This window comes from Anatilimnocola aggregata (genome assembly GCF_007747655.1).
Classification (GTDB): Bacteria; Planctomycetota; Planctomycetia; order Pirellulales; family Pirellulaceae; genus Anatilimnocola; species Anatilimnocola aggregata.
Genome location: NZ_CP036274.1, coordinates 6048024 through 6068525, shown reverse-complemented (window position 1 = coordinate 6068525; position 20502 = coordinate 6048024). Strand labels below are relative to the sequence as shown.

Annotated in this window: 18 protein-coding genes; 9 read left to right on the top strand and 9 right to left on the bottom strand. The window is 57.5% G+C overall.

The genetic code is table 11. From position 1 onward, the window contains the following. The first annotated feature begins 343 nt into the window (after window positions 1-343). The 8 genes from ETAA8_RS22870 (at window position 344) to ETAA8_RS22835 (ending at window position 8613) form a co-directional block, all read left to right on the top strand. Complete coding sequence (locus ETAA8_RS22870; RefSeq protein ID WP_202921207.1) at window positions 344-1675, top strand: DUF1598 domain-containing protein; 1332 nt, start codon at window positions 344-346, stop codon at window positions 1673-1675. 112 nt (window positions 1676-1787) lie between these two features. Continuing rightward, the gene (locus ETAA8_RS22865) at window positions 1788-2165 is read left to right on the top strand and encodes a DUF2237 family protein (RefSeq protein WP_145093830.1); all 378 of its coding nucleotides are present in this window, start codon (window positions 1788-1790) and stop codon (window positions 2163-2165) included. A 360-nt stretch (window positions 2166-2525) separates the two neighbouring features. Beyond that, on the top strand, window positions 2526-3917 hold the full coding sequence (locus ETAA8_RS22860) for a S8 family serine peptidase (protein WP_145093827.1): 1392 nt from the start codon (window positions 2526-2528) through the stop codon (window positions 3915-3917). 101 nt (window positions 3918-4018) lie between these two features. Continuing rightward, window positions 4019-4261: a hypothetical protein gene (locus ETAA8_RS22855; RefSeq protein ID WP_145093824.1), complete on the top strand. Its 243-nt coding sequence runs from the start codon at window positions 4019-4021 to the stop codon at window positions 4259-4261. A 256-nt stretch (window positions 4262-4517) separates the two neighbouring features. Beyond that, on the top strand, window positions 4518-5582 hold the full coding sequence (locus ETAA8_RS22850) for a coiled-coil domain-containing protein (protein ID WP_145093822.1): 1065 nt from the start codon (window positions 4518-4520) through the stop codon (window positions 5580-5582). A 27-nt stretch (window positions 5583-5609) separates the two neighbouring features. Then, on the top strand, window positions 5610-6815 hold the full coding sequence (locus tag ETAA8_RS22845; RefSeq protein ID WP_202921206.1) for a formylglycine-generating enzyme family protein: 1206 nt from the start codon (window positions 5610-5612) through the stop codon (window positions 6813-6815). After that, window positions 6812-7717, top strand: a complete 906-nt coding sequence (locus ETAA8_RS22840; protein ID WP_145093816.1) for a TRAFAC clade GTPase domain-containing protein — start codon at window positions 6812-6814, stop codon at window positions 7715-7717. Before ETAA8_RS22845 ends, ETAA8_RS22840 begins: the two co-directional genes overlap by 4 nt. A gap of 119 nt (window positions 7718-7836) precedes the next feature. Further along, entirely contained in the window at window positions 7837-8613 is a 777-nt protein-coding gene (locus ETAA8_RS22835; protein WP_145093813.1) for a GAP1-N2 domain-containing protein, read from the top strand. Between the two features lie 4 nt (window positions 8614-8617). On the opposite strand, the gene ETAA8_RS22830 is transcribed toward ETAA8_RS22835, so the two are convergent. Further along, window positions 8618-9949: an HD domain-containing protein gene (locus tag ETAA8_RS22830; protein ID WP_145093810.1), complete on the bottom strand. Its 1332-nt coding sequence runs from the start codon at window positions 9947-9949 to the stop codon at window positions 8618-8620. A gap of 91 nt (window positions 9950-10040) precedes the next feature. On the opposite strand from ETAA8_RS22830, the gene ETAA8_RS22825 reads away from it, so the two are divergent. Further along, entirely contained in the window at window positions 10041-10715 is a 675-nt protein-coding gene (locus tag ETAA8_RS22825; RefSeq protein WP_145093809.1) for a hypothetical protein, read from the top strand. Here the strand turns inward: ETAA8_RS22825 and ETAA8_RS22820 are convergent. From ETAA8_RS22820 to ETAA8_RS22785, 8 genes are all read right to left on the bottom strand, one after another. Then, entirely contained in the window at window positions 10712-10915 is a 204-nt protein-coding gene (locus tag ETAA8_RS22820) for a DNA gyrase inhibitor YacG (RefSeq protein WP_145093806.1), read from the bottom strand. The genes ETAA8_RS22825 and ETAA8_RS22820 overlap by 4 nt on opposite strands. Before the next feature lie 12 nt (window positions 10916-10927). Continuing rightward, the gene (locus ETAA8_RS22815) at window positions 10928-11299 is read right to left on the bottom strand and encodes an FmdB family zinc ribbon protein (RefSeq protein WP_145093803.1); all 372 of its coding nucleotides are present in this window, start codon (window positions 11297-11299) and stop codon (window positions 10928-10930) included. A gap of 25 nt (window positions 11300-11324) precedes the next feature. After that, window positions 11325-11864: a nucleotide exchange factor GrpE gene (gene grpE / locus ETAA8_RS22810; protein ID WP_145093800.1), complete on the bottom strand. Its 540-nt coding sequence runs from the start codon at window positions 11862-11864 to the stop codon at window positions 11325-11327. A gap of 3 nt (window positions 11865-11867) precedes the next feature. Continuing rightward, window positions 11868-13019: a molecular chaperone DnaJ gene (gene dnaJ, locus ETAA8_RS22805; protein WP_145093797.1), complete on the bottom strand. Its 1152-nt coding sequence runs from the start codon at window positions 13017-13019 to the stop codon at window positions 11868-11870. 217 nt (window positions 13020-13236) lie between these two features. Beyond that, entirely contained in the window at window positions 13237-14856 is a 1620-nt protein-coding gene (gene groL, locus ETAA8_RS22800; RefSeq protein ID WP_145093794.1) for a chaperonin GroEL, read from the bottom strand. 99 nt (window positions 14857-14955) lie between these two features. Beyond that, entirely contained in the window at window positions 14956-15255 is a 300-nt protein-coding gene (locus ETAA8_RS22795) for a co-chaperone GroES (RefSeq protein ID WP_145093791.1), read from the bottom strand. A 90-nt stretch (window positions 15256-15345) separates the two neighbouring features. Beyond that, on the bottom strand, window positions 15346-17034 hold the full coding sequence (groL, locus tag ETAA8_RS22790) for a chaperonin GroEL (RefSeq protein ID WP_145093788.1): 1689 nt from the start codon (window positions 17032-17034) through the stop codon (window positions 15346-15348). A 353-nt stretch (window positions 17035-17387) separates the two neighbouring features. Then, window positions 17388-20399 (bottom strand): serine/threonine-protein kinase, encoded by a 3012-nt coding sequence (locus ETAA8_RS22785; RefSeq protein WP_145093785.1) that lies wholly within the window; start codon window positions 20397-20399, stop codon window positions 17388-17390. Window positions 20400-20502: the final 103 nt, after the last annotated feature.

Genomic DNA, 20502 nt, shown 5'->3' with positions numbered 1-20502 from the left:
AAGTCGTATTAACTATCGGAAACGGCCCGCTGGGTCAAGCGCCAGTCGATCAGGGCGTCCAGACAACGGGGCAGCAAATTGGTGAGGAGGGGGCTGTGAGCAGGCTTCGGGGACACATCCGGTGCGAGTTTTCTTGCAACCGGCGGACTTGCCGACTATGCTAATCACTGATGACAGCGGAGCTTCCGGCGCAAGCTGCGCGGCTTCCTATTCGGCTGTCATCGCGAAATGGCCACAACGTCAGGGGCTTTGTTGTGTGTCGTTTTGTCGGGCCGGCACGCACTTCTTTCGGAACAGAGAGACTCCGCGTCTGGCTTTACTGATCTTGATGAGGAGTGACTTCATGTCGCGTCGTAATCGGTTGTGGCGAGTATTGCTGGTTTTTGCGCTCTGTTGCAGCGTGGCCAACGCGGGCAATAACATCGGCCGCAGCAGCGCGGTGGGTGGTGTTTCGATCAATGTCGAGGGAGTGCTCGACAACGCGACCGACCTCAGCTTGCAAGTGCTGAACGAAGGAATGGGGCAGGCCTTTCGCGCGGCTCCGGGCGAGTTGAACAAGCCCGTTGAACTCCGGAAGATCTCACTCAAGGCGGTCAACGCAGCCCTGCGCGATTCGGATAAGAATCAAGTCGCCCAGTTGCCGGACGAAATCAAGTATCTCGCCGGTATTCAGCGCATTCAGTACGTGCTTCTCTATCCCGAACAGAACGACATCGTCCTCGCTGGTCCTGGTGAAGGCTGGGAACTGGATGGCAAGGGAAATGTGGTCGGCGTGACAACGGGTCGCCCGGTCCTCAGCCTGGAAGACCTGCTGGTTGCCTTCCGCACCGTGGAAGAAGCTCGCAAGGGTGGCATCTCCTGCTCGATCGACCCGACTGCTGAAGGTCGTCAACGCTTCGAACAATACATGAGCACTCAGCGCCAATACAACCCAGCCGTGCTCGATGGCATCGAGAAGGCAATGGGCAACCAACAGATCACCGTCAGTGGCGTGCCCGATACTTCGCACTTCGCCCGCGTGTTGGTTGCAGCCGACTACAAAATGAAGCGCATCGGCATGAAGCTCGACAAGTCGCCCGTGCGCGGCCTGGCCAGCTTTATCGACATGATTCCCGGCAAACTCGATAACATGATGCCCCGCTGGTGGATGGCCTGCAATTACGAACCTCTGGGCCGCAGTGAAGATGGCCTGGCTTGGGAGTTGCGTGGTACCGGCGTGAAGGTAATGACCGAAGACGAATTCGTCGATAACGCCGCTGGCACCGTAAAGGGGACCGGTAAGGTCAATCCTGTCGCCCAGAAGTGGAGCGATCAGTTCACTGCTAAGTACGAAGACCTGGCAGTGAAAGAACCAGTCTTTGGTGAACTCCGCAACATCATGGACATGTGCGTGGTCGCTGCCCTCATCACCAAAGAAAACCTGCCCGCCAAAGCCAAGTGCGAACTGCCGGAACTCTCTTCGGCCAAGATGGGAATCGAAAGCTTCCCTGCTCCAAAGAAAGTTGCGACCCAAAGCAGCGCGCTCAAGCGCGGCAATAATTGGATCATCACGGCTTCGGGTGGTGTGGCCATCAACTCGTGGGAAATTGCCGACAAGACCGAAGTGAAGGCGTCGGTCGGTGAGACCAGAGCCAAAGCCAAATCGGCGACGACCAATAACCTGTGGTGGAACTAAGCACCTCGAGATCATCTTGCAAGCAAACAGCCGGCTGGTTTGACCATCAGCCGGCTTTATTTTTGTCGCAACTTGTTGAGTTAGTTTCCTCGATCAAGGACGAGAGTTGCTCATGGCGGGCCCCAAGAATGTTCTCGGCGGACCATTGCAGGTCTGCTGCATGTCTCCTCGCACCGGCTTCTTCCGAACCGGCAAGTGCGAGACGGGTGTCGACGACATGGGCCTGCACCTGGTCTGCGCCCAAATGACCGAGGACTTCCTCGAGTTTTCTTATGAGGCGGGGAATGATCTCTCGACGCCGAACCCCGACTATCACTTTCCGGGACTGCAGCCCGATAGTCGTTGGTGCTTGTGTGTCGAACGTTGGAAGGAAGCCCTCGAAGCGGGCGTTGCTCCGCCGGTGGTGTTGGCCGCGACCCACATCTCGGCCCTGGAATTTGTCGATATCGAAGACCTGCTGAAGCACGCCGTCGACGCGCCGCAGGACTGAGATCGCCGTCAGGGAAGTCGATCGCAGGCTGCCCTCTATTCTTGTGCCCGCCGTGACCAAAAATCAAATTGCGCTTCATGCTCTTCATGAAATGCACGCAACGATGTCACGCTAATAGTAAGATCGTCAAACAGCACTTCCAGCTATTATTACCATAGTGACTGACAATCATTGTCATATCAGCTGGCAGTAGGCATAAATATCTATAATATTTGCGCCGCAATACTATCTTTCGCAGCTTGACGAGTGTTATGACAAGGTTATATTGGCCCCCGGTCAAAGGGGGCCGTTGTTTGCCTCCGTGAGTCAGTAGTATTGCTTGGCCCTCGACGGCCCTACTTTCAATCAGTGAGGTGCATCATGGCGAAGAAGAAAGCAGTCCGACCCGCCCGCGTGAGTCAGGCCCCACCGGTTTCGTTGCCGCCACCTGCCGATACCAGCCTCGGCAATTCTGACGTGCAAACCACCGGCCGATATATCGTTATCTTTAAGGATGGCGGAGACAGCGCGGCATCGATCAGGAACACATTGAGCAACAAGGCCGGTTTGAGCGCGATGGCTTCCTCAGCCGATTTCGAGGATGGTGCCACTGCGGCGCAATCGCTCGATAATGCGGCGACGATCCACTTCGAACATCTGGGAATGGCCGTTGTATCGGGTTTAGACGCAGCAACGCGGCTGAGTGCATCGACAACCGATACGAATAGCCCGATCTTAAGAGTCGAGCCCGAGTATATCGCCTATGCGATGAATCCAATGCCGGGTGGTCTCTCGCTCGATTACATTCGCGGCTACCGATCGGGCGTTAATCAGTTGTGCGATCAGTTACTGGCGGGTGATGAAGAGTTTTTTGGCAGTGACTTGTCAGCTTCACTGGCGGCTGCATCGTTTGCAGATACAGCCCAGTTCACTTGGGGACTACAAGCGACGAAGGTCGATACAACTCCCCATGATGGCCAAGGCATTAAGATCGCGATTCTGGATACTGGCCTGAATATGGCGCATCCAGATTTTGCAGGGCGAGCAATTGTCAGTCGTTCGTTCATGGCCGGAATTTCTGTACACGACGTTAACGGACATGGTACGCATTGCGCAGGAACCGCCTGCGGTGCTCGAACTCCAGCGTCAGGTGTGCGGCGTTACGGTGTTGCCCACGCGGCCCATCTGCACGTGGGAAAGGTCTTTAATAATGCGGCCCGGCCTCAAGCGCCAACAGGTGTCGTGATTGCGGGCATTGAATGGGCAGTTAGCAAGGGTTGCCGTGTGGCATCGTTGTCGCTCGGGTTTCCCCTGAATCAGAAGGTCGACCAATTTGAAGTGGCGATTAAGCGCGCTGCGACGGCTGGTACGCTGGTGGTATGTGCGGCTGGCAACAATGCTCAGCGGCCGGGAAATGTGGGCTTCGTGGAGCCTCCTGCCAATGCGCGCAATTCGGTGGCTGTTGGTGCGGTCGACTCAAACCTGCGAATCGCCCCCTTCTCGGCTCGCAGCAGCACCGTGGTGGGTATCGGCGGGATCGTGAATATTGCCGCTCCCGGCGTTGCCGTGTTTTCCAGCTATCGCAGCGGACATGAAAAACTGCCGGGAACCAGCATGGCAGCGCCGCATGTGGCTGGCATCGCGGCCCTTTGGTCGCAGGCAACTGGCGACACGGGAGCTGCCTTGTGGAATCGACTGGTTCAGAACGCTCTGCCCTTGAGTGCCGCGTCGGCAGATGTCGGTGCGGGGTTGATCCAGGCACCGCAGCAATAGGCTGGGTCAACATTCACTCCGACGTGAAGATTTCCCCTGTCGGGCATTGCTCCCTAGAATATAGAGTGACTCGCCGCAGAACTTCATGTCGGAGGATGGACATGCCCCCAGCTGACAAATCGGTCGTAATCACCGTGACGGATGAGGCGCTTGGCCGCATCCAAGAGTTAGCCCAAACATTGGAGTCGAAGGGGCTCAAGGTTGAACGCGTGCTGCCGGTAACGGGCGTCATTTCCGGCACGTGCTCTGCCGCCCAATTAGCGGGCTTAAAAAAGGTCGCTGGCGTGATGAGCGCCAGTGAGGAAATCTCGGCAGGTCTCTGGCAGCCCGAATCTTCGGAATAGGCGATCCCCGGTGCGCGACGTGAATGTCATGCAATCCGAACAACCCAACGAAAGCAATTTCTCGGCCTGCCAAAGGCATCTACTCTCGCCGTCGGTCTGACTTTCGCCGCCAGTTCTTTGGCGTCAGGTCATTTTTTGACCTACGTTTCAGTTGCGGACTAGAGCCGCACCTTTTCTAGTTGATCTCATCTCGTTTTCGGAAGTCGCTGCTGCCTGCTGGCCGCCGCTTCGTCCATAGCCCTGAGATAGGCCGATCGTGGCAATTTCCAATTTTCAGCCGGCAGCTGGCGAACCCTTGCGGGCGGTTGCGCTGCAACTGCGCGAAGAGTTTACCTCCTTCGACCGCTTGATGAATGACGTCTTTGCCGATGTCGAACAGCTTCGCGATCAATTGCAGCTGAAGATGGCAGAGGTCGACGACGCGCGTTCTCGGCTGGCCGAACGCGGCCGGCAATTGGCCGAGCAGCGGAAAGAGAGTGGGCGGCTGACGCATCAACTCGAACATCAAGAGGCTCGGCTTGATGCAGCGATTGGGGAACTGCAGCAGTTACGAGGGCAGATTGAGCAAGAGCGACTAGCTGCCAATGAACGGGAAGAGCGATATCGCGAGACCACAGCGCAGCAGCTATCGCTAGCCTTGACCGAGCGCGAACAGTTGCTCTTGCGCATTCGCGACTTGGAAAACCGAGCGCCTGTCTTCACTGCCGATGGAAACATTGCGGCCAACAACGGCAATTCCGACGATTCCTGGTTGACCGTCCTCTCGCAACTCGACGCTGTGCGGCAGGATGTACTGTCGACTCGCACCGAATTGGCCGATGCCGTGGGACGAGTCTCTGTCGTCTCCGCCGATCACAGTGCGGGGAGTGTATTGCCGCAACAACTTAGCGACATGCAGCAGCAACTCGAAGCGCTGCGGCAAGAACAGCGGTCGCTAGAAAAATCGCATGGCGAAGTCCTGCGAGAACGCGATCGCCTGGAAACAGAGTTGGAACTTGTCCGTACGCGGGCCTGCGAACTGCAAGAAGTGGTTGCCGATCAGCAGGATCAACTTGCGCAGCAGCATGACGATGTTTCCGACGAACTGCGGCAACTCAAGTCGGTCATTGAGAGTCAACTCTCGTCGCTCAGCCGCAAGAGCCAGCCATTCGAACGTGCATTGGCACCGACAGGTCCGCAGGTCACTGCGGCGGTGCCGAATGCCACAGCACCTCAAAGCACTGGTGCCGATGCTCAGCCTGCTGACCCCGTTGTGAACTCTGTAATGGCTCAGTTCGCCCGCCTGCAAAAAGATGTTGCCCAGCGGCGGAAGAAGAAATAGTTCCTGGTACCCCGCATGGAGTTGCCAATGAGTGTGGCTTTGAATTCAAAGATTCTGCACAATTTGCCCGTGAGTTGGCCCACGTGGGCGGCTGGCGCATCTGTCCCCGCATGTCTGGCACTTGCCTGGCAGAGCGAGCAGTGGGCCGCAGGTGCCTCGGGCGCGGTGGCTGGACTGGGCTACCTGGCGTGGAATCGTTATGGGCGCAAGTCAGGGGCGAATGGTTCTTCGACCGATGCGACTGCTTCCTTCACCAGTTTGATGGCCGCTGCAGAACGCGATGCCGAACCAGAAGGTGATCTCGTCCAGAAGATGCTGGCAGCAGGTCGCTATTCGCTGCTTCTCAGGCCGCAGATTGCCAACAATTTGCAGCCCGATCAACTGTACGCCGCAGAACAAGCACTCGATGCGAACATGTCGTGCGTTCCCGGCGGTCCCGTAATTATGCGGCCCCGTCGCTTCGAAGATATGGACGAAGATGAACTCGCACGCAATGAGCGGACGGTCGATGTCGACGGCTACTTTCTCGATCGCTACCCCGTGACGAACGAAGCCTATCTTCGCTTTGTCCAGGACGGCGGCTACGAGCAGATGAACTTGTGGGATGCCACGATCTGGCCCGCAGTACTCGGCTTCGTCGATTCAAGCGGCCTCTCGGGGCCTCGTTATTGGAAGCATGGCCACCCAACCGACGAGAAGCGACAACATCCGGTGGTCGGCATTTGTTGGTATGAAGCGGCCGCCTATGCCCGTTGGGCGGGCAAGCGTCTGGCTACGGATCCCGAGTGGGTCAAGGCCGGCGCTTGGCCTGTCGTCGCCGACGGAGCCCCGCCCCAACAGCGGCGTTACCCGTGGGGCGATGCGCTGGATCGTTCGCTGGTTCATGTTTGGGGCAGCGGCCGTGACGATACCACCAGCACGTTCGGCCGCCCACTCGGGGCGAGTGTGGGTGGGGTGCAAGAGTTGGTTGGCAACGTGTGGGAGTGGACCAGCACCAGCTTTGGAGTGTGGGATCTGGCTAATTTGAAGATCGAAACGGCGACGCCGATGCGCAGCATCCGCGGCGGCGCGTTCGACACTTACTTCGATTCGCAATGTCATCTGCACTTTCAAAGCGGCGAAAGCCCGCTGGCCCGCAAACACAACATTGGGTTTCGTTGCGCCGTCGGCTTCTGCGACGTCGCCAGTTATCAAAATTCGTCTGAGACCGAAGAACAGGAGGCCGCCGCATGAGAGCGACCGGACAACTCGAACTCGATTCCTATCGCCTGGCTCAGTACACGGTCTCGTGCCCCTGTTACATTTGCGGCGGCGGCAACAACTTCGATGCAGAGCTTTGCCGACATTGCTATGCGCCAATGGCACTCGTCCATCAAGCCAACTCGCAGAAGATTCATCCACGGATGGTCGCGGCGATCGGTTCATCTGGCGCAGGCAAGACGGTGTACCTCGGCATGCTGGCCGATATGCTCTCGAAGGGGCGCGACGACCTGCAACTTCTTGCGCGGGGAGCGTTCTCGATTGGCTTGCAAGAGCGAACAATGGCCGCGCTGGCCCGCTGTGAGTTTCCTGCCAAGACGCCGAACGAACCGGATCGCTGGAACTGGGTCCATTGTCAAATTCTTCGCAAAAAACTGAAGCCCGTGGAATTGATTCTTCCCGACCTGGCTGGAGAAGCGCTGTTGGAAGAGATCGACCATCCCAATACTTACCCGGTGATTCGGGCTTTCCTGGGCAAGTGCTCGGGCGTACTCGTGCTGATCGACGCGCTCCGCTGTCAGGCCGGTGAAGCGGACGAGGATTTTCGCGCGATGAAGCTGCTCAGCTACTTGTGCGAACTGCAAGCCGATAAGAAAACGGGCTGGGCGAGCAAAGCCGTCGCGCTCGTCTTCACCAAGGCCGATCAGTGCGATCACTGCTTTGACGATCCGCAGCAATTTGCCCGACGTCATACGCCAGGCTTATACGTGCAATGTCGTGAACGGTTGAAACGGCATGCCTTCTTCGCTGCGGGAGTGGCCGGTGCCTGTGGCTACCGGCTCGAAGGTCGCGGCCGGGTTCACGTCCCGCTGCGAATCGAGCCGCGCGGCGTGGTCGAGCCCTTCCACTGGCTGCTGGAAGAAGTGGCACGGTAGTTCCCCACGTAGCCCGACGCGTCAGCGAGGGTGAACTGAAGCACGATGTTATCGGCGAATCTCCCGCGCTGATGCGTCGGGCTACCTAGGCAAAGTAGCTCGCTGGAAAGTAATTCCTCATGACCTTCCGCGTGGAACAAGCGATCTTCACCAGCCTGCGCGGCGAGCGCATGGCCGGATATCAACTTGCCTCGCGCAGCAGCGGCATCGACGACGACCTCGCCCAGCAGTTGAGCAATTGGGGGCCCGCGCACGATTCGCTCGAAACTCGCCTCGGTCGCACCAGTGTGAATGTGCATCCGCTCGAAGGTGAACTGGTCTGCATTGGTTACACGCAGCTGGCAGGCAGCGAGTACAGCGGCCGCGCGGGCGGTCGGGTCTATACACATTCGTTCATTCTGCCACACGAAGCGCTCGAACCATTTCAGTTCAATCCATTTACCATCCTACGTGCCTTTCGGAGCGCGGGGCGTACGCAACCGCGACGGGAACCGCCCGAATCGCTCGACACGTTCTCACTTGTTGGCCGTTCGTCGAGCAACTCGGGTGACGGCAAGCAAGTGCTCACGGCAACACTCGACGATTCTGTTTGCGAGAAACTTCTCTGGGCGCTGGCCGCAGGTCAGCCCGTGTTTCTGGCTGGCGATGCCCCGCTCGACTCGCTCATGGAGGCAACACTGCAGCTCTTGCCCGCTGAAGATCGGCCTGGAGTTTCGCTCTCAACTGGTCTGCGAATCTCGCCGCGGCGGCCTTTTCAACTACAGGCCATCGCTGCCGATGCAGTGCTCGTTCGGCAATTGCAGCGCAACGAACATGCGGTGGTCATTCAGGTTCCCGGCAATAACAGTTCCCCTGCCCGCGATACCAAGACCAGCACGGGCACAAAGTTCTTCTAATGGCTCAAGCCATCCGCCGCAGTGTTTCATCGAGGGCTGTATCGAGCGAGTCTTGCTGCCGCAAATCCTCTTGCAAGCGTGGGTGAACGAAGATGCGGACGCGCTTGACGTAATCGTCGAACTGGCTTTGCGCAAGCGTTTTCACCACGGGAGATACTTCCCCCAGCGTGCGGTAAGTATTCTCTTTGGCAAAGTGGATCTCGACATTGAACTCGACTTCGCGCTTGACCGGCGGCGCGTCGAATAAAATCTCGTGCGGTGCCACTCGGCGAGCAATCTGCTGACTTAATATCTCTGCCAGATGATCGCTACATACCGCCAGCCACGTGTAGGGCCGACGGGCAAATTGCTCGTAATAAGGTCGCTTCTGAAAGAAGCTGAACTCGGCAATTCGTTTGTAGAGTCGGCGTGTCGGGCCAAACAGTCCGCCGAACAGGTCGGCAGCAGGATGGCGCTCGGAGGCGGTCAGCACGTGTTGGATGAACGCCGGCTCGGCCATGCGAAAGAGAGCATCGAGATCGAGTTCGCCATGCAGCAAATAGAAGCCTCGCTGGAGCATCGCAGTCGCCGAGCGAACGGTGTGATGCCAATAGACCTCGCTGAACATGACGTACCGCGCGAAGACCATCATCTCGGCTGCTGTTCGCCCCTTGTCGGTCAGTGCCAGACCATCACCAGCCTGGTTTAGGCAAAGGCTCCCGATCAGTCGCTGAGCGTCGAAGTTGCGGCCATACGGAACGCCGGCGTGCAAACTGTCGCGCGGCAGGTAGTCCATCTTGTCGATGTCGATCGGCCCAGACATGAGGCTTTTCAATATCCGCTGGCGCGTGTCGCGCGGTTTCTCGGAAAGAATGGTTGTCACATCGCGCGGCTGAATGCCCCAATCGTCGCGCAAGCAATCGGCAACTTCTCCTTCGAGCAGAAAGCTGTTGGCAAACATCTCGTGCGAGGGGACGCTCGGCAGTTTCATGTCTTCGATGGGGTGACAGAAAGGCCAGTGTCCCAAATCGTGCAGCAGCGCTGCCACAATCAACAGCTCGCCATCTTCGGTCTTGATCGCTGCGCGAAAGCGCTCGTCGGCCGATAGCTGACGAAGATACAGGAGCGCGTTGCGATAAACGCCTAACGAATGTTCAAACCGCGTGTGATGGGCGGCCGGATAGACGAGCGAGACCAGCCCCAGTTGACTAACTCGCGTGAGACGATGGAATTCCGCAGTATCGATTAACTGCCTAACTCGCGGTGTGATCGGCACGTCCATTTCGTGTGGAATACGGATCAGGCCGCTGCGGCTATCGAGCCCGCGAATTTCTGGAATCTCTTCCAGGTTGTGCATAAGATCAGTCCGATAAAACTGCCGGCTTGGATGCGAACTCTATCATAGAACAATCGCAACCGACCGCGACATCCAACCTCCATAAAACATCATGGCTGCCAACGACTCGATCCAAGTCAACGACGAACTGTTCCGGCAAAATTGGGTGCAATTTGTCCGTCATCCGGCCTCGGAGGCGGTGCGGGACGAACTGGGTAACTCCTTTGCCCTCTGTCTATTCGGCTGGGGCATTCTGCTGATCGCGGGCGTAATCATGCTGGTCAGCATTCGCTGGGCCCGCGATGGCCTGAAATGCCTCTGGTCATTCCTGACCTTCGAACCATTTACCGGAATGCGAGAGAATCCCGATCAGCAACCCGGCCTCTATCAGCCCCTGCTCGCCCATGGCATCATCATCGGTCCGGATCAGAAGCACGCGCTGGCCTTGGGAACGTTTCGTCCGACAAGCGAGTATTCAATTGATGCGCTCGCCAAGTTGGCAAGCAGCTTGGGCGAGCTTTATGAGGAGGGGAGCGAAGACCCCGCCTACGCGGAAATCTATGGCCTTCTGCGCGACGATCACTACCGTCCGTATCGCCGCCGGAAATTGCCGCTGGCAACCACCGACGAGGACTTGTGGCTGCTGGACGTTGAACTCGACTTGAACAACGTGCAGGAGACTCGCTTCGGCACCATTCTCATTGCCATGGTAGCGAAGATAGGAGCGAGCGGGCCGATCGCGCAATTGCCCTGGGCAGTGGCGGACTCTGCGGTGAAGATGGCTTAATCTTCGCCACTGGTTCGACCGCGCGGTGGAGGAGAATCTTCTTCCTCGTCGTCTTCGGTCCGCTCGTAAGGCACGCTGTACTTTTCGCCCAACCAGCGGCCCAAGTCAATCGTCTTGCAGCGTTCCGAGCAAAACGGCATCGCGGTCGATGTCGCCGTATCGAAGACTCGTTCGCACACACTGCAGACGATGATGCTCATTCGTTTGACCGGTTAGTTCTTCTTGGGCTTGCCGCCGGAACCTGTGCTACCCGAACTACCGCCACTGGAACCGGACGAGGAAGAATCGGATTTAGGTGCAGGTGTTGCGGGCTTTGTTTCGCTCTTGGTCGAACTATCTGAGGAGCCGCCAGAGGATTCAGCCGGCTTGGAATCAGCCGAAGCTGCCTTCTTGTACGAGTCGCTGCGATAGTCGGTGGTGTAGAAGCCGGTTCCCTTAAACATCACCGCTGCACCAGCGCCGAACAGGCGGCGGAACTTCTTCTTTTTGCACTTCGGGCACTTTTCGATCAGCGGATCGCTGAAGCTTTGAAAGACTTCTTCCTTGTGTCCGCAGGCATCGCATTCGTAATCGTAGGTGGGCATTGGTTCGAATCTCGCTGAGCGTTCGTTACGATGCGGGGCCGGTGGAAACAAAGACCTGAGCAGGGCGCACGACGCGGTCGTACAACTTATAGCCTACCTGCGCTTCGCGGCTAACGGTGCCGGCGGCGTATTCGCTGGTCGCTTCCTGCGCAATGGCCTGATGATAGTTGGGGTCGAATTCCGCACCAACGCCAGGGATTCGCTCGCAATGGTGCTGGGCCAGAACATTCATTAGTTGAGCCGAGACCATCTTCACCCCATCGCGCAGCGAGGTCGTGTCGCCACTTTGGGCTGCGGCATCTAAGGCCCGCTCCAGATTGTCGACGACGGGGAGCAGATCGCGGGCGAAGGGGAGAATCGTGTATTTCCGCTCTTCTTCCATTTCGCGCGCCTTGCGCTTGCGAAAATTCTCGAACTCCGCTTGCTGACGAAGTAATTCGTCCTGAGCCTTTTTGAGCTCGGCTTGCAGCTGGTCGATTTTGGCTTCGGGCCCCGAAGAGAACAGCGGATTGTGTACTGTGTCTTCGGACGAGTCGGTAGTTGGTTTTTCAGTTTCGGCTGACATCGATCATTCCTCGGTCTTCTTGCTCGGAGCAGTCGGCGGACTGAAATACTCCTTGATGGTTTCGAAAAATGTCTTGCGGTGGGGTGTCACATTCGCATGTTCGAGTTCTGCCAACTCCTGCAGCAGTTCGCGCTGACGGGCGGTGAGCTTTTTCGGCACTTCGATGTAAGTCTGCACGTGCAGATCGCCTTTGCCGCTGCCGCCGCGAGGATCGGCCAAACCCTTGCCACGCACGCGGAAGACCTCGCCCGCTTCAGTGCCCGCGGGAATCTTCAAATCGTGTGGACCATCGAGCGTGGGAACTTCGATCGTTGCACCCAGTGCAGATTGGCTGAACGTGATCGGCATACGCAAAATGAGATGCACCCCCTCGCGCTCGAACAGCTTGTGCTTTTTGACGCTGATAAAGCAGAATAAGTCGCCCGGCGGTCCTCCTTCGGGACTTGGTTCACCCTGACCGGGAATACGAACGCGCATCCCATCGTCGATGCCGGCGGGAATTGCCACATCGAGCTTGGTCCGCTCTTGGACATAACCATTGCCGCGACAATCGGTGCATGGTTCGGTAATGACGGAGCCCGCACCGCGGCATTGGGGACACGTCGTCTGCACGCGGACAAAGCCGGCTGATTGCACCACCTGACCATGACCGGCGCAGTAGCGGCACATTGTTTTCGAGGAGCCCGGTTTGCTGCCGCCCCCTTTGCAAGTCTCGCAAACTTTGCTGCGGGCAAAATCCACCGTCTTGCTCACACCGCGGGCTGCTTCTTCCAGCGTGAGTTTGACATCGGCCCGCAAGTTCGCGCCGGCCCGGGCACGACGCGAGCGGCGACCACCGCCACTGCCACCAAACAGGTCGCCAAAGATGCTGCCAAACGCATCCATGATGTCGTCGGCATCTTGAAACTGCGAACCGAACTGATCACCGCCGGCATGACCGAACCGATCGTAGCGAGCTCGCTTCTCGGCATCGGCCAGCACTTCGTAGGCTTCGGCCGCTTCTTTGAATTTTTCCATCGAATCCGGATCGCCTGGATTCGTATCGGGGTGATATTTGAGCGCGAGCTTGCGATACGCGGTGGCAATTTCCTTTTCGGACGCCTCGCGCTTGATGCTCAGCACTTCGTAGTAATCGCGCTTGGCCATCGTCGCCATAATTCTTCGTGCAAAGGGATGTGACTTGCTTGCCTCGGCAATTGTAGGTTGCCCAGCAAGTTTGGTACTCGCCCGTTTGCTCCAAAAAAGGGGCCACCTCTTTTCGAAGTGGCCCGTGTCATAACCGTGAACCTGAGCCGGAGGCGTCAGCGCCCGGAGGATTCGTCGTCGTTACTCGTTGATCTCCGGGCGCTAACGCTTCCGGCTCAGAGAGATACTAGCGAATCGAACCTTCGACCGACCGCTTGGCCTTGTCGTCCTTGTCGAGGTTGGTCACCAGCGCTTCGGTGGTGAGGAGGAGAGCAGCGATGCTCGCGGCATTGCCGAGAGCAGTTCGCACGACCTTCACCGGATCGATGACGCCAGCCTTGTACATATCGACATACTCGCCGGTCAGGGCGTTGTAGCCGATATTAACGGGCTTTTGCAGCACTTCGTCGCAAACAACCGAGCCATCTCGGCCCCCGTTGTCGACAATCGTCCGCATGGGCGAAGAGAGAGCATGCAGAATAATGCTGGCACCCACGCTTTCGTCACCCTTGAGCGTGTCGACGAGCTTTTCGACCACGTCCGAGCAACGAAGCAGAGCGACACCACCACCAGGGAGAATGCCTTCTTCGAGAGCGGCACGCGTGGCATGCAACGCATCTTCGACTCGGGCCTTCTTTTGCTTCATGTCGGCTTCGGTTTCGGCACCGACCGAGATGACAGCCACACCGCCAGCGAGCTTGGCGAGACGCTCTTGGAACTTCTCCTTGTCGTACTCGCTTTCGGTCTGGTTCATCTGGTTCTTGATTTGCTGCACACGCTTGTCGATGTCGTTCCGCTTGCCGGCACCTTCGACGATCGTCGTGTTGCTTTTATCAACCGAGACCTTTTTGGCGCGACCCAGGTGTTCGAGCGACAGAGCTTCGAGTTGCAAACCAAGATCATCGCTGATCAGCGTACCGCCGGTGAGAACTGCGATATCGCCCAGCATCGCCTTACGGCGATCGCCAAAGCCTGGAGCCTTGACGGCACAGACGTTCAGCACGCCGCGGAGCTTGTTGACGACGAGCAGGGTGAGTGCTTCGGCATCGACATCTTCGGCGATGATCAGCAGTGGCTTGCCGGTCGAGCTGACCTTTTCGAGGATCGGCACCAGGTCGCGTAAGTTGCTGATCTTCTTCTCGTGAATGAGGATCAGAGCGTCTTCGAGTAAACAATCCATCGACGCATGGCGGTTGATGAAGTAGGGCGAGACAAAGCCCTTATCGAACTGCATGCCGTCGACGTAGTCGACCTTGGTATCAGCAGTCTTGCCTTCTTCGACCGTGATCACGCCGTCTTTACCGACGCGATGCAGGGCTTCGGCGAGGAGGTCGCCGATGGCCTGATCGTTGTTGGCCGAAATCGCACCGACGCTGGCGACTTCTTCCTTGCTGGTGACCTTCTTGGCCATAGAGACCAGTTTGGCAGTTGCAGCTTCCACAGCCTTATCAATGCCGCGGCGAATGCCAGTGGGATTGCTCCCGGCGACGACGCTGCGAAGGCCTTCTTTGAAAATGGCCCGCGCGAGCACGGTGGCCGTCGTGGTGCCGTCACCGGCCAGGTCCGAAGTCTTTTGAGCGACTTCGACCACCAGCTTGGCTCCCATGTTTTCGAAGCGGTCTTCGAGTTCGATTTCTTTAGCGACCGTCACGCCGTCCTTGGTGACGGTTGGGCCACCGAACGACTTGTCGATGATGACGTTCTTACCGGTCGGTCCCATGGTGACCGCGACGGCATTAGCGAGCTTGTCGACGCCCGCGAGCATGCGAGCACGAGCGAGATCGTCGAATAACAGTTGTTTTGCCACGACTACAGGCCTCTAACGTGTGATGAATGATTTGCGGAAGGGGGATGGGCAGGCGGAGCTTCAAGGGCTGCGCCCGCGGCGGTTATTTCAGAAGCAACCTTACTCGACGACCTTCGCCAAGATGTCGCTCTCCCGGAGCACCTTGACATCGTCGCCACCGACTTCGATATCGGTGCCGCCGTACTTGCCGTAAATGACCTGATCGCCGACGGCAACCGCCAGTTCAGCCCGCTTGCCACTATCGAGCAGCTTGCCTGGACCGACTGCGACAACCGTGCCCCGCTGGGGTCGTTCTTTTGCCGAATCGGGCAGCACGATACCGCCAGCAGTCCGCTGTTCAGCTTCGAGGGGGCTGACAACCACTCTGTCGTCGAGAGGACGGATCTTCAACTTGGCCATGTGTGTATTCCTTCTACTGAGTCGTGTGAATTTGTATTTGATTGACTGACATTCGAGCGAAATCAAGCAGAGCACTTTGTAAGCGATTGCTTACATCATGCCGCCCATACCACCCATGTCCATGCCACCCATACCTCCCATGCCGCCGCCCATTCCACCGTGGTCGTGATGATCGTGATGATCGTCGTCGCCACCTTCCTTAGGCATTTCGGTGATGAGAGCTTCGGTGGTGAGCAGCAAAGCCGCGACGCTGGCCGCGTTCTTCAGCGCGGTTGCCACGACCTTAGCTGGGTCGATCACACCGAACTTGAGCATGTCGCCGTACTGGTTGGTGTCGGCGTTGTAGCCTTCAGTCTTGCTTTTCAGCTGGCGAACGCGATTGACGACCACCGCGCCATCAAGGCCGGCGTTCTGAGCGATTGCTCGCAATGGCTGATCGAGCACGTTGCGAATGATCTGGCCGCCCATCTTCTCGTCGCCTTCAAGCTTAAGCTTGTCGATCGACTTCTCGGCGCGGATGAGGGCCACACCACCACCAGGGACGATGCCACTTTCGAGCGCGGCTTGCACGGCATTCTTGCCGTCTTCGAGCAGCCACTTACGCTCCTTCATTTCGGTTTCGGTCGCAGCACCGCAGCTGATCTGAGCCACACCACCGGCCAGTTTGGCCAGGCGTTCTTGCAGCTTTTCGCGATCGTATTCGCTATCGGTGACACCGATCTCACGGCGGATTTGTTCGGCCCGAGCTTCGATTTGTTGCTTCGTTCCTTTGCCACCGACGAAGACGGTGTTTTCGGAAGTGATCTTCACCTTTTTGGCGAAGCCGAGGTCCGAAATCTTGACGCTTTCCAATTCAATGCCCAGATCCTTGAAGATCGGGGTGGCAGCGGTCAGCACGCCGATGTCGCCGAGGATCGCCTTGCGACGATCGCCGTAACCGGGGGCCTTGACGGCACAAACTTGCAGAATGCCGCGCAGTTTGTTGACGACGAGTGTGGCTAGAGCCTCGCCTTCGACGTCCTCAGCCACGATCAACAATGGCTTGTTGGCCTTGCTGATGGCTTCGAGCAAGGGAATCAGCTTCTTGTTGTTCGAGATCTTTTCTTCGTACAACAGCACGTAGCAGTTTTCGAGCTCGACCGCGACTTCGTCCTGATTGGTGACGAAGTGGGGAGAGAGGAAGCCGCGATCGAATTGCATACCTTCGACGACTTCGACGGTCGTCTCAGCACCGCGACCTTCTTCGATCGTGATTACGCCGTCTTTGCCAACCTTGAGGAAGGCGTCGGCGAGCACAGACCCGATGGTTGGGTCGTTATTGCCAGCAATCGTAGCGATCTGCTGCAATTCCTTCTTGTTCTTTTCGCTGATCGGGGTGGCGATCGCATAGATCTCATCGCAAACAGCTTCGGCCGCTTTGGCGATGCCGCGCGAGAGAGCCATCGGGTCGTAACCGGCGGCGATCATCTTCAAACCTTCGCGGAAGATTGCTTCCGACAGCACGGTGGCCGTCGTCGTGCCATCGCCGGCGACTTCGTTGGTCTTGCTGGCGGCTTCTTTGACCAGTTGTGCGCCCAGATTTTCGTACGGATCGTCGAGTTCGATGTCTTCAGCAACGGTCACGCCGTCCTTTGTCACCTTGGGTGAACCCCAACCTTTGTCGAGCACCGCGTTACGACCGCGGGGGCCGAGCGTGCTGCGCACTGCCCGAGCCAGCTTCGAAACGCCCGCCAAAAGAGGCTGACGAGCGTCGTCATCGAAGACCATTTGCTTTGCCACGATGGAATTCTCCTGTTGCCGATATACGGAAAACTAATTTGCTGAATACCAGAAGGCCGCGACCCAGCTTAACAGTTGGCAGCGGCCGAATGTTTCGTAAAAGGGGCAGCTGCGAGATTGCCAAACTGGGATCATCCGTTTCAGGGTCGAAAACACGACCCGGGCCCAATTTGGCAGTTCCGCCGCAGATGCGGCCCATTAATGCAAGGGCTGTGCCACGGCCAGAAAGATGCTGGCAAGGTATTGCCACAAAAGACTTTGCGCTGCAAGCCGGTCCTCATTAAACCGATGCTTGCTGGCAAACGACCCCCTGCCTTGTCAATTTGGCAGGAAGCAAGAAACCGAAGTCGACCTTACAGCTTGGCCTTGTTGTTGACCCCGCCACCACCGGCGGGAGCTGCGGGTACGCCTGCGCCGCCGCCCGAATTCATCAATTCGACTTTCGAGTCATCTGCGTTCAAATAAATGCGGAAATGGATTTTACCGTTCGACTGCAACCCCTTCGCCAGATTAGCCAATTGCTCAAGCTGAGCCTTAGCTTTTTGCAGTGGCTCAAGAGCTTGGGTCGCCTGCAGAGTGATCGTCTCTTTTTGTTTTTTATCCTTGATCCCTGCTGCCTGAGTGAGTGCACCCGTGGCAAATTGCAGCTGTTGGCTGATATTTTGATCGAGTCCCTGCAACTTCTTCTTCTCATACGGCTCGGGGCGGGTGTTGACCCCTTCCAGCTTGAAATGTGGCAAGCTGATGACTTGAATCGTTTTGCCATTCTGAATTGTCGTGTCGATCTTCATTCCGAGGGGCATTTCGGTTTCTACATTTCCGACCCAGAAGAAGGTTGTTGATTTGTCTGCCACAAGCTCTTTGCTGTCATATTTCACCTTGGGCACATCCCCTTCGACGGCGGTGATCTCGAACATCAGCTGTTTGGGGTCGGGAGGAAGGTCAATCGTGAATTTGGCAGGTTGGCTGCGTTTATCGATCGTAATGGCAATGGGTTCGACCGTCGAAGACTCGCGCAGGGCTACAACAGCTTTGCCGTTGCCGGCAGTTAATTCGATCGCGCAATTGCAAAGATAGGGAGCAGCGGGATGCTTCGCAGCTTCCGCAGTCCATTGAAACGTCAGCTGATCGCTCTTGGCCGCCATGGTGGCAATCACCACCGGCATCTCAGTCAATTCTCCACCGACCTTAAACTCCCAATCGCGGAGCGAAGTACCGCCGTTGGCCGATTCGAGCGTGAACTTCATCTTCCCCTTGCTGTAGGCGGTTTCTCCGCCACGAATCGAAGCGATAATTACCGTGTTTTCGTCGGGAACCTTGCAGGGGGCCAACACGACAGGCACCAACATTTCAGCGGGCGGTTCCGTCATGTCAGTGACAACTTTGGGCAACGCAACCGCCGGCGAAAAGCCAGCAAATGGACTCGCGGGAGGAGCCGGCTTGGGGGTTGGTTTGGGTGTTGGCTTAGGTGTGGTCTTTGGCGGTGTTTTTGGCTCCGGCTTCGCTTCGGGCTCTGGTTTTGGATCGACCGACGCGACCATGGGCGTTGCTGGTGGTGCCTCAGCGGGCTTTGTTTCAGCCGTTGGTGCGGGGACGGCGGGCTCTGTCTTGGCCGGATCGACGGGCTTCACTTCGGCGGCTGGAGCAACTGGGTTGGCTTCGCCAGCGTTGGGTGTTGTCACAGCCGGATTGGCTTCGACAGCGATAGCAGGATTAGCTTCACCACTCACATCTGGATTTGCTTCGCCCCCAGGATTTGTTTCACCATTCGATTCGGTACCAGCCGCCTCAGCAGTCACTTCCTTATCCGGGTCAGCTTTGGCGACGACGGCGTCGTCTCCCTTGCCACCCATCAGGAACATGACGAGTCCGATGATTAAGCCCAGCGCGAGCACGCCGCCGCCGATTCCACCGGCCAGGATCAGGGGCAGATTCGACTTGCCACCTTCTTTGGTCTTCGCAGGTTTTGCGGCCTTAGCAGCCTTGGTAGTTCCCTTTTCGGTCGCGGCTGGTTTTTCGGCTTTCTCTGCTGCAGCCGATGCCTTTTCCTTCTTCGGTGGCGGTGGGGCAGCGGTGATGGCCGGCATAGAGCCTGACTTTGCCGCAGCCTTCGCTTTACCACCAGCTTGAATGGCGAAGCCGGAAAACGGAGTGTCGCTGGGAGCGGTTTCCGTTGGTGATGCAGCGGCAGAAATTACGGGTGAGCTGTCATCGTCAGCCGGCAATGCCTTGGCGGTAACCGGCTTCTTGGTTCGTGGTGGCGGAGCCTTGGCCGCGACGAGATCGTCGGACTTGGCCTTTGCGCTCGGTAGATTTGCCGATGGCTTTGGTGCCGGGGTTTTTGCAGCCACTTCTTTGGCCGGTGATTTCGCACCGGTACTTCCCGGCTTGGCAGTCTCAATGGCTGCCATCAACTGTTGATCGTTTTGCGGACGGTTAGCCGGCGATTCAGACATAAGTCGGCTGCATAGCTCGACCAGGTTGGCCGGTGTTTCTGGCGCCAATTTCGTTAGTTGCTCTGGCGATTGCGGGCCAGCTGCGGGAGCTTTGCCGGTAAGCAAGAAGTAGAGCGAGGCACCCAGGGCATACATGTCGCCGGTTGCGCTTGCGGGTTGCTTGGCGGCTTCTGGTGCGCGGTAGAGTTTGGCGTTCGCTGCAACCTGGTCGACTGAGTCGTTGTTGTCGCTGGCCTCGCCGACTGCCAGTTGAGCGAGACCAAAGTCCAAAATCTTGACCGTGCCATTGGCGTCGGTCAGCAGATTCGAGGGTTTCAGGCCGCCGTGAACAACTTTTTTGCTGTGAGCGTGAGCCAGTCCCGTCGCTGCCTGGCGTATGAAGTTCCAAGCCTGGGCAGCGGAAAGCTTTCCCTTTTGTTCCACTTGTCGCTGCAAGTCTATGCCGTCGACATATTCCAGCACGATGAAATACCGTTCACCGTCCTGGTTTACATCTTGAATGTGGCTGATGTGCGGATGTTCAATTGCGGCTACGCGGCGGGCTTCGGCTAAAATGCGCCGGAGTACGTTTGGCTGCGCGGTATGCTTCCGCGCGAGCACCTTGAGGGCCACTTTCTGCTGCATTTTTACATGCTCGGCCAGGTAGACCCGGCCCATTTCGCCCACGCCCAACTGATCCAGCAACTTGTAATTTCCAACCACAAGGCCTGTGAATTGATGCAGCAATTGGCCCGCTTGCCACCGCGTGATTGTGCCAGCCTTGACCAGATCCCGAGCCGCAATCTTGGCATCCTCGACCGAGCCGAACTGCTCGCGGACCTTAGCCATCGCCTCGGATGACAAAAGTTGACTAGTTTGCAAAGAATCCAGAAAAGCTTGCGTGTCACTTGCAGGCAACAATTTGGCCATGACTCGACTCTTCCTGGGACCCGGGATCAGACGTGGAGAGAGCAAATTCCAGAGTGCGCACAGCCTTGATTCTGGCTGCTGGTAGCATGATTAGCAACTGGTT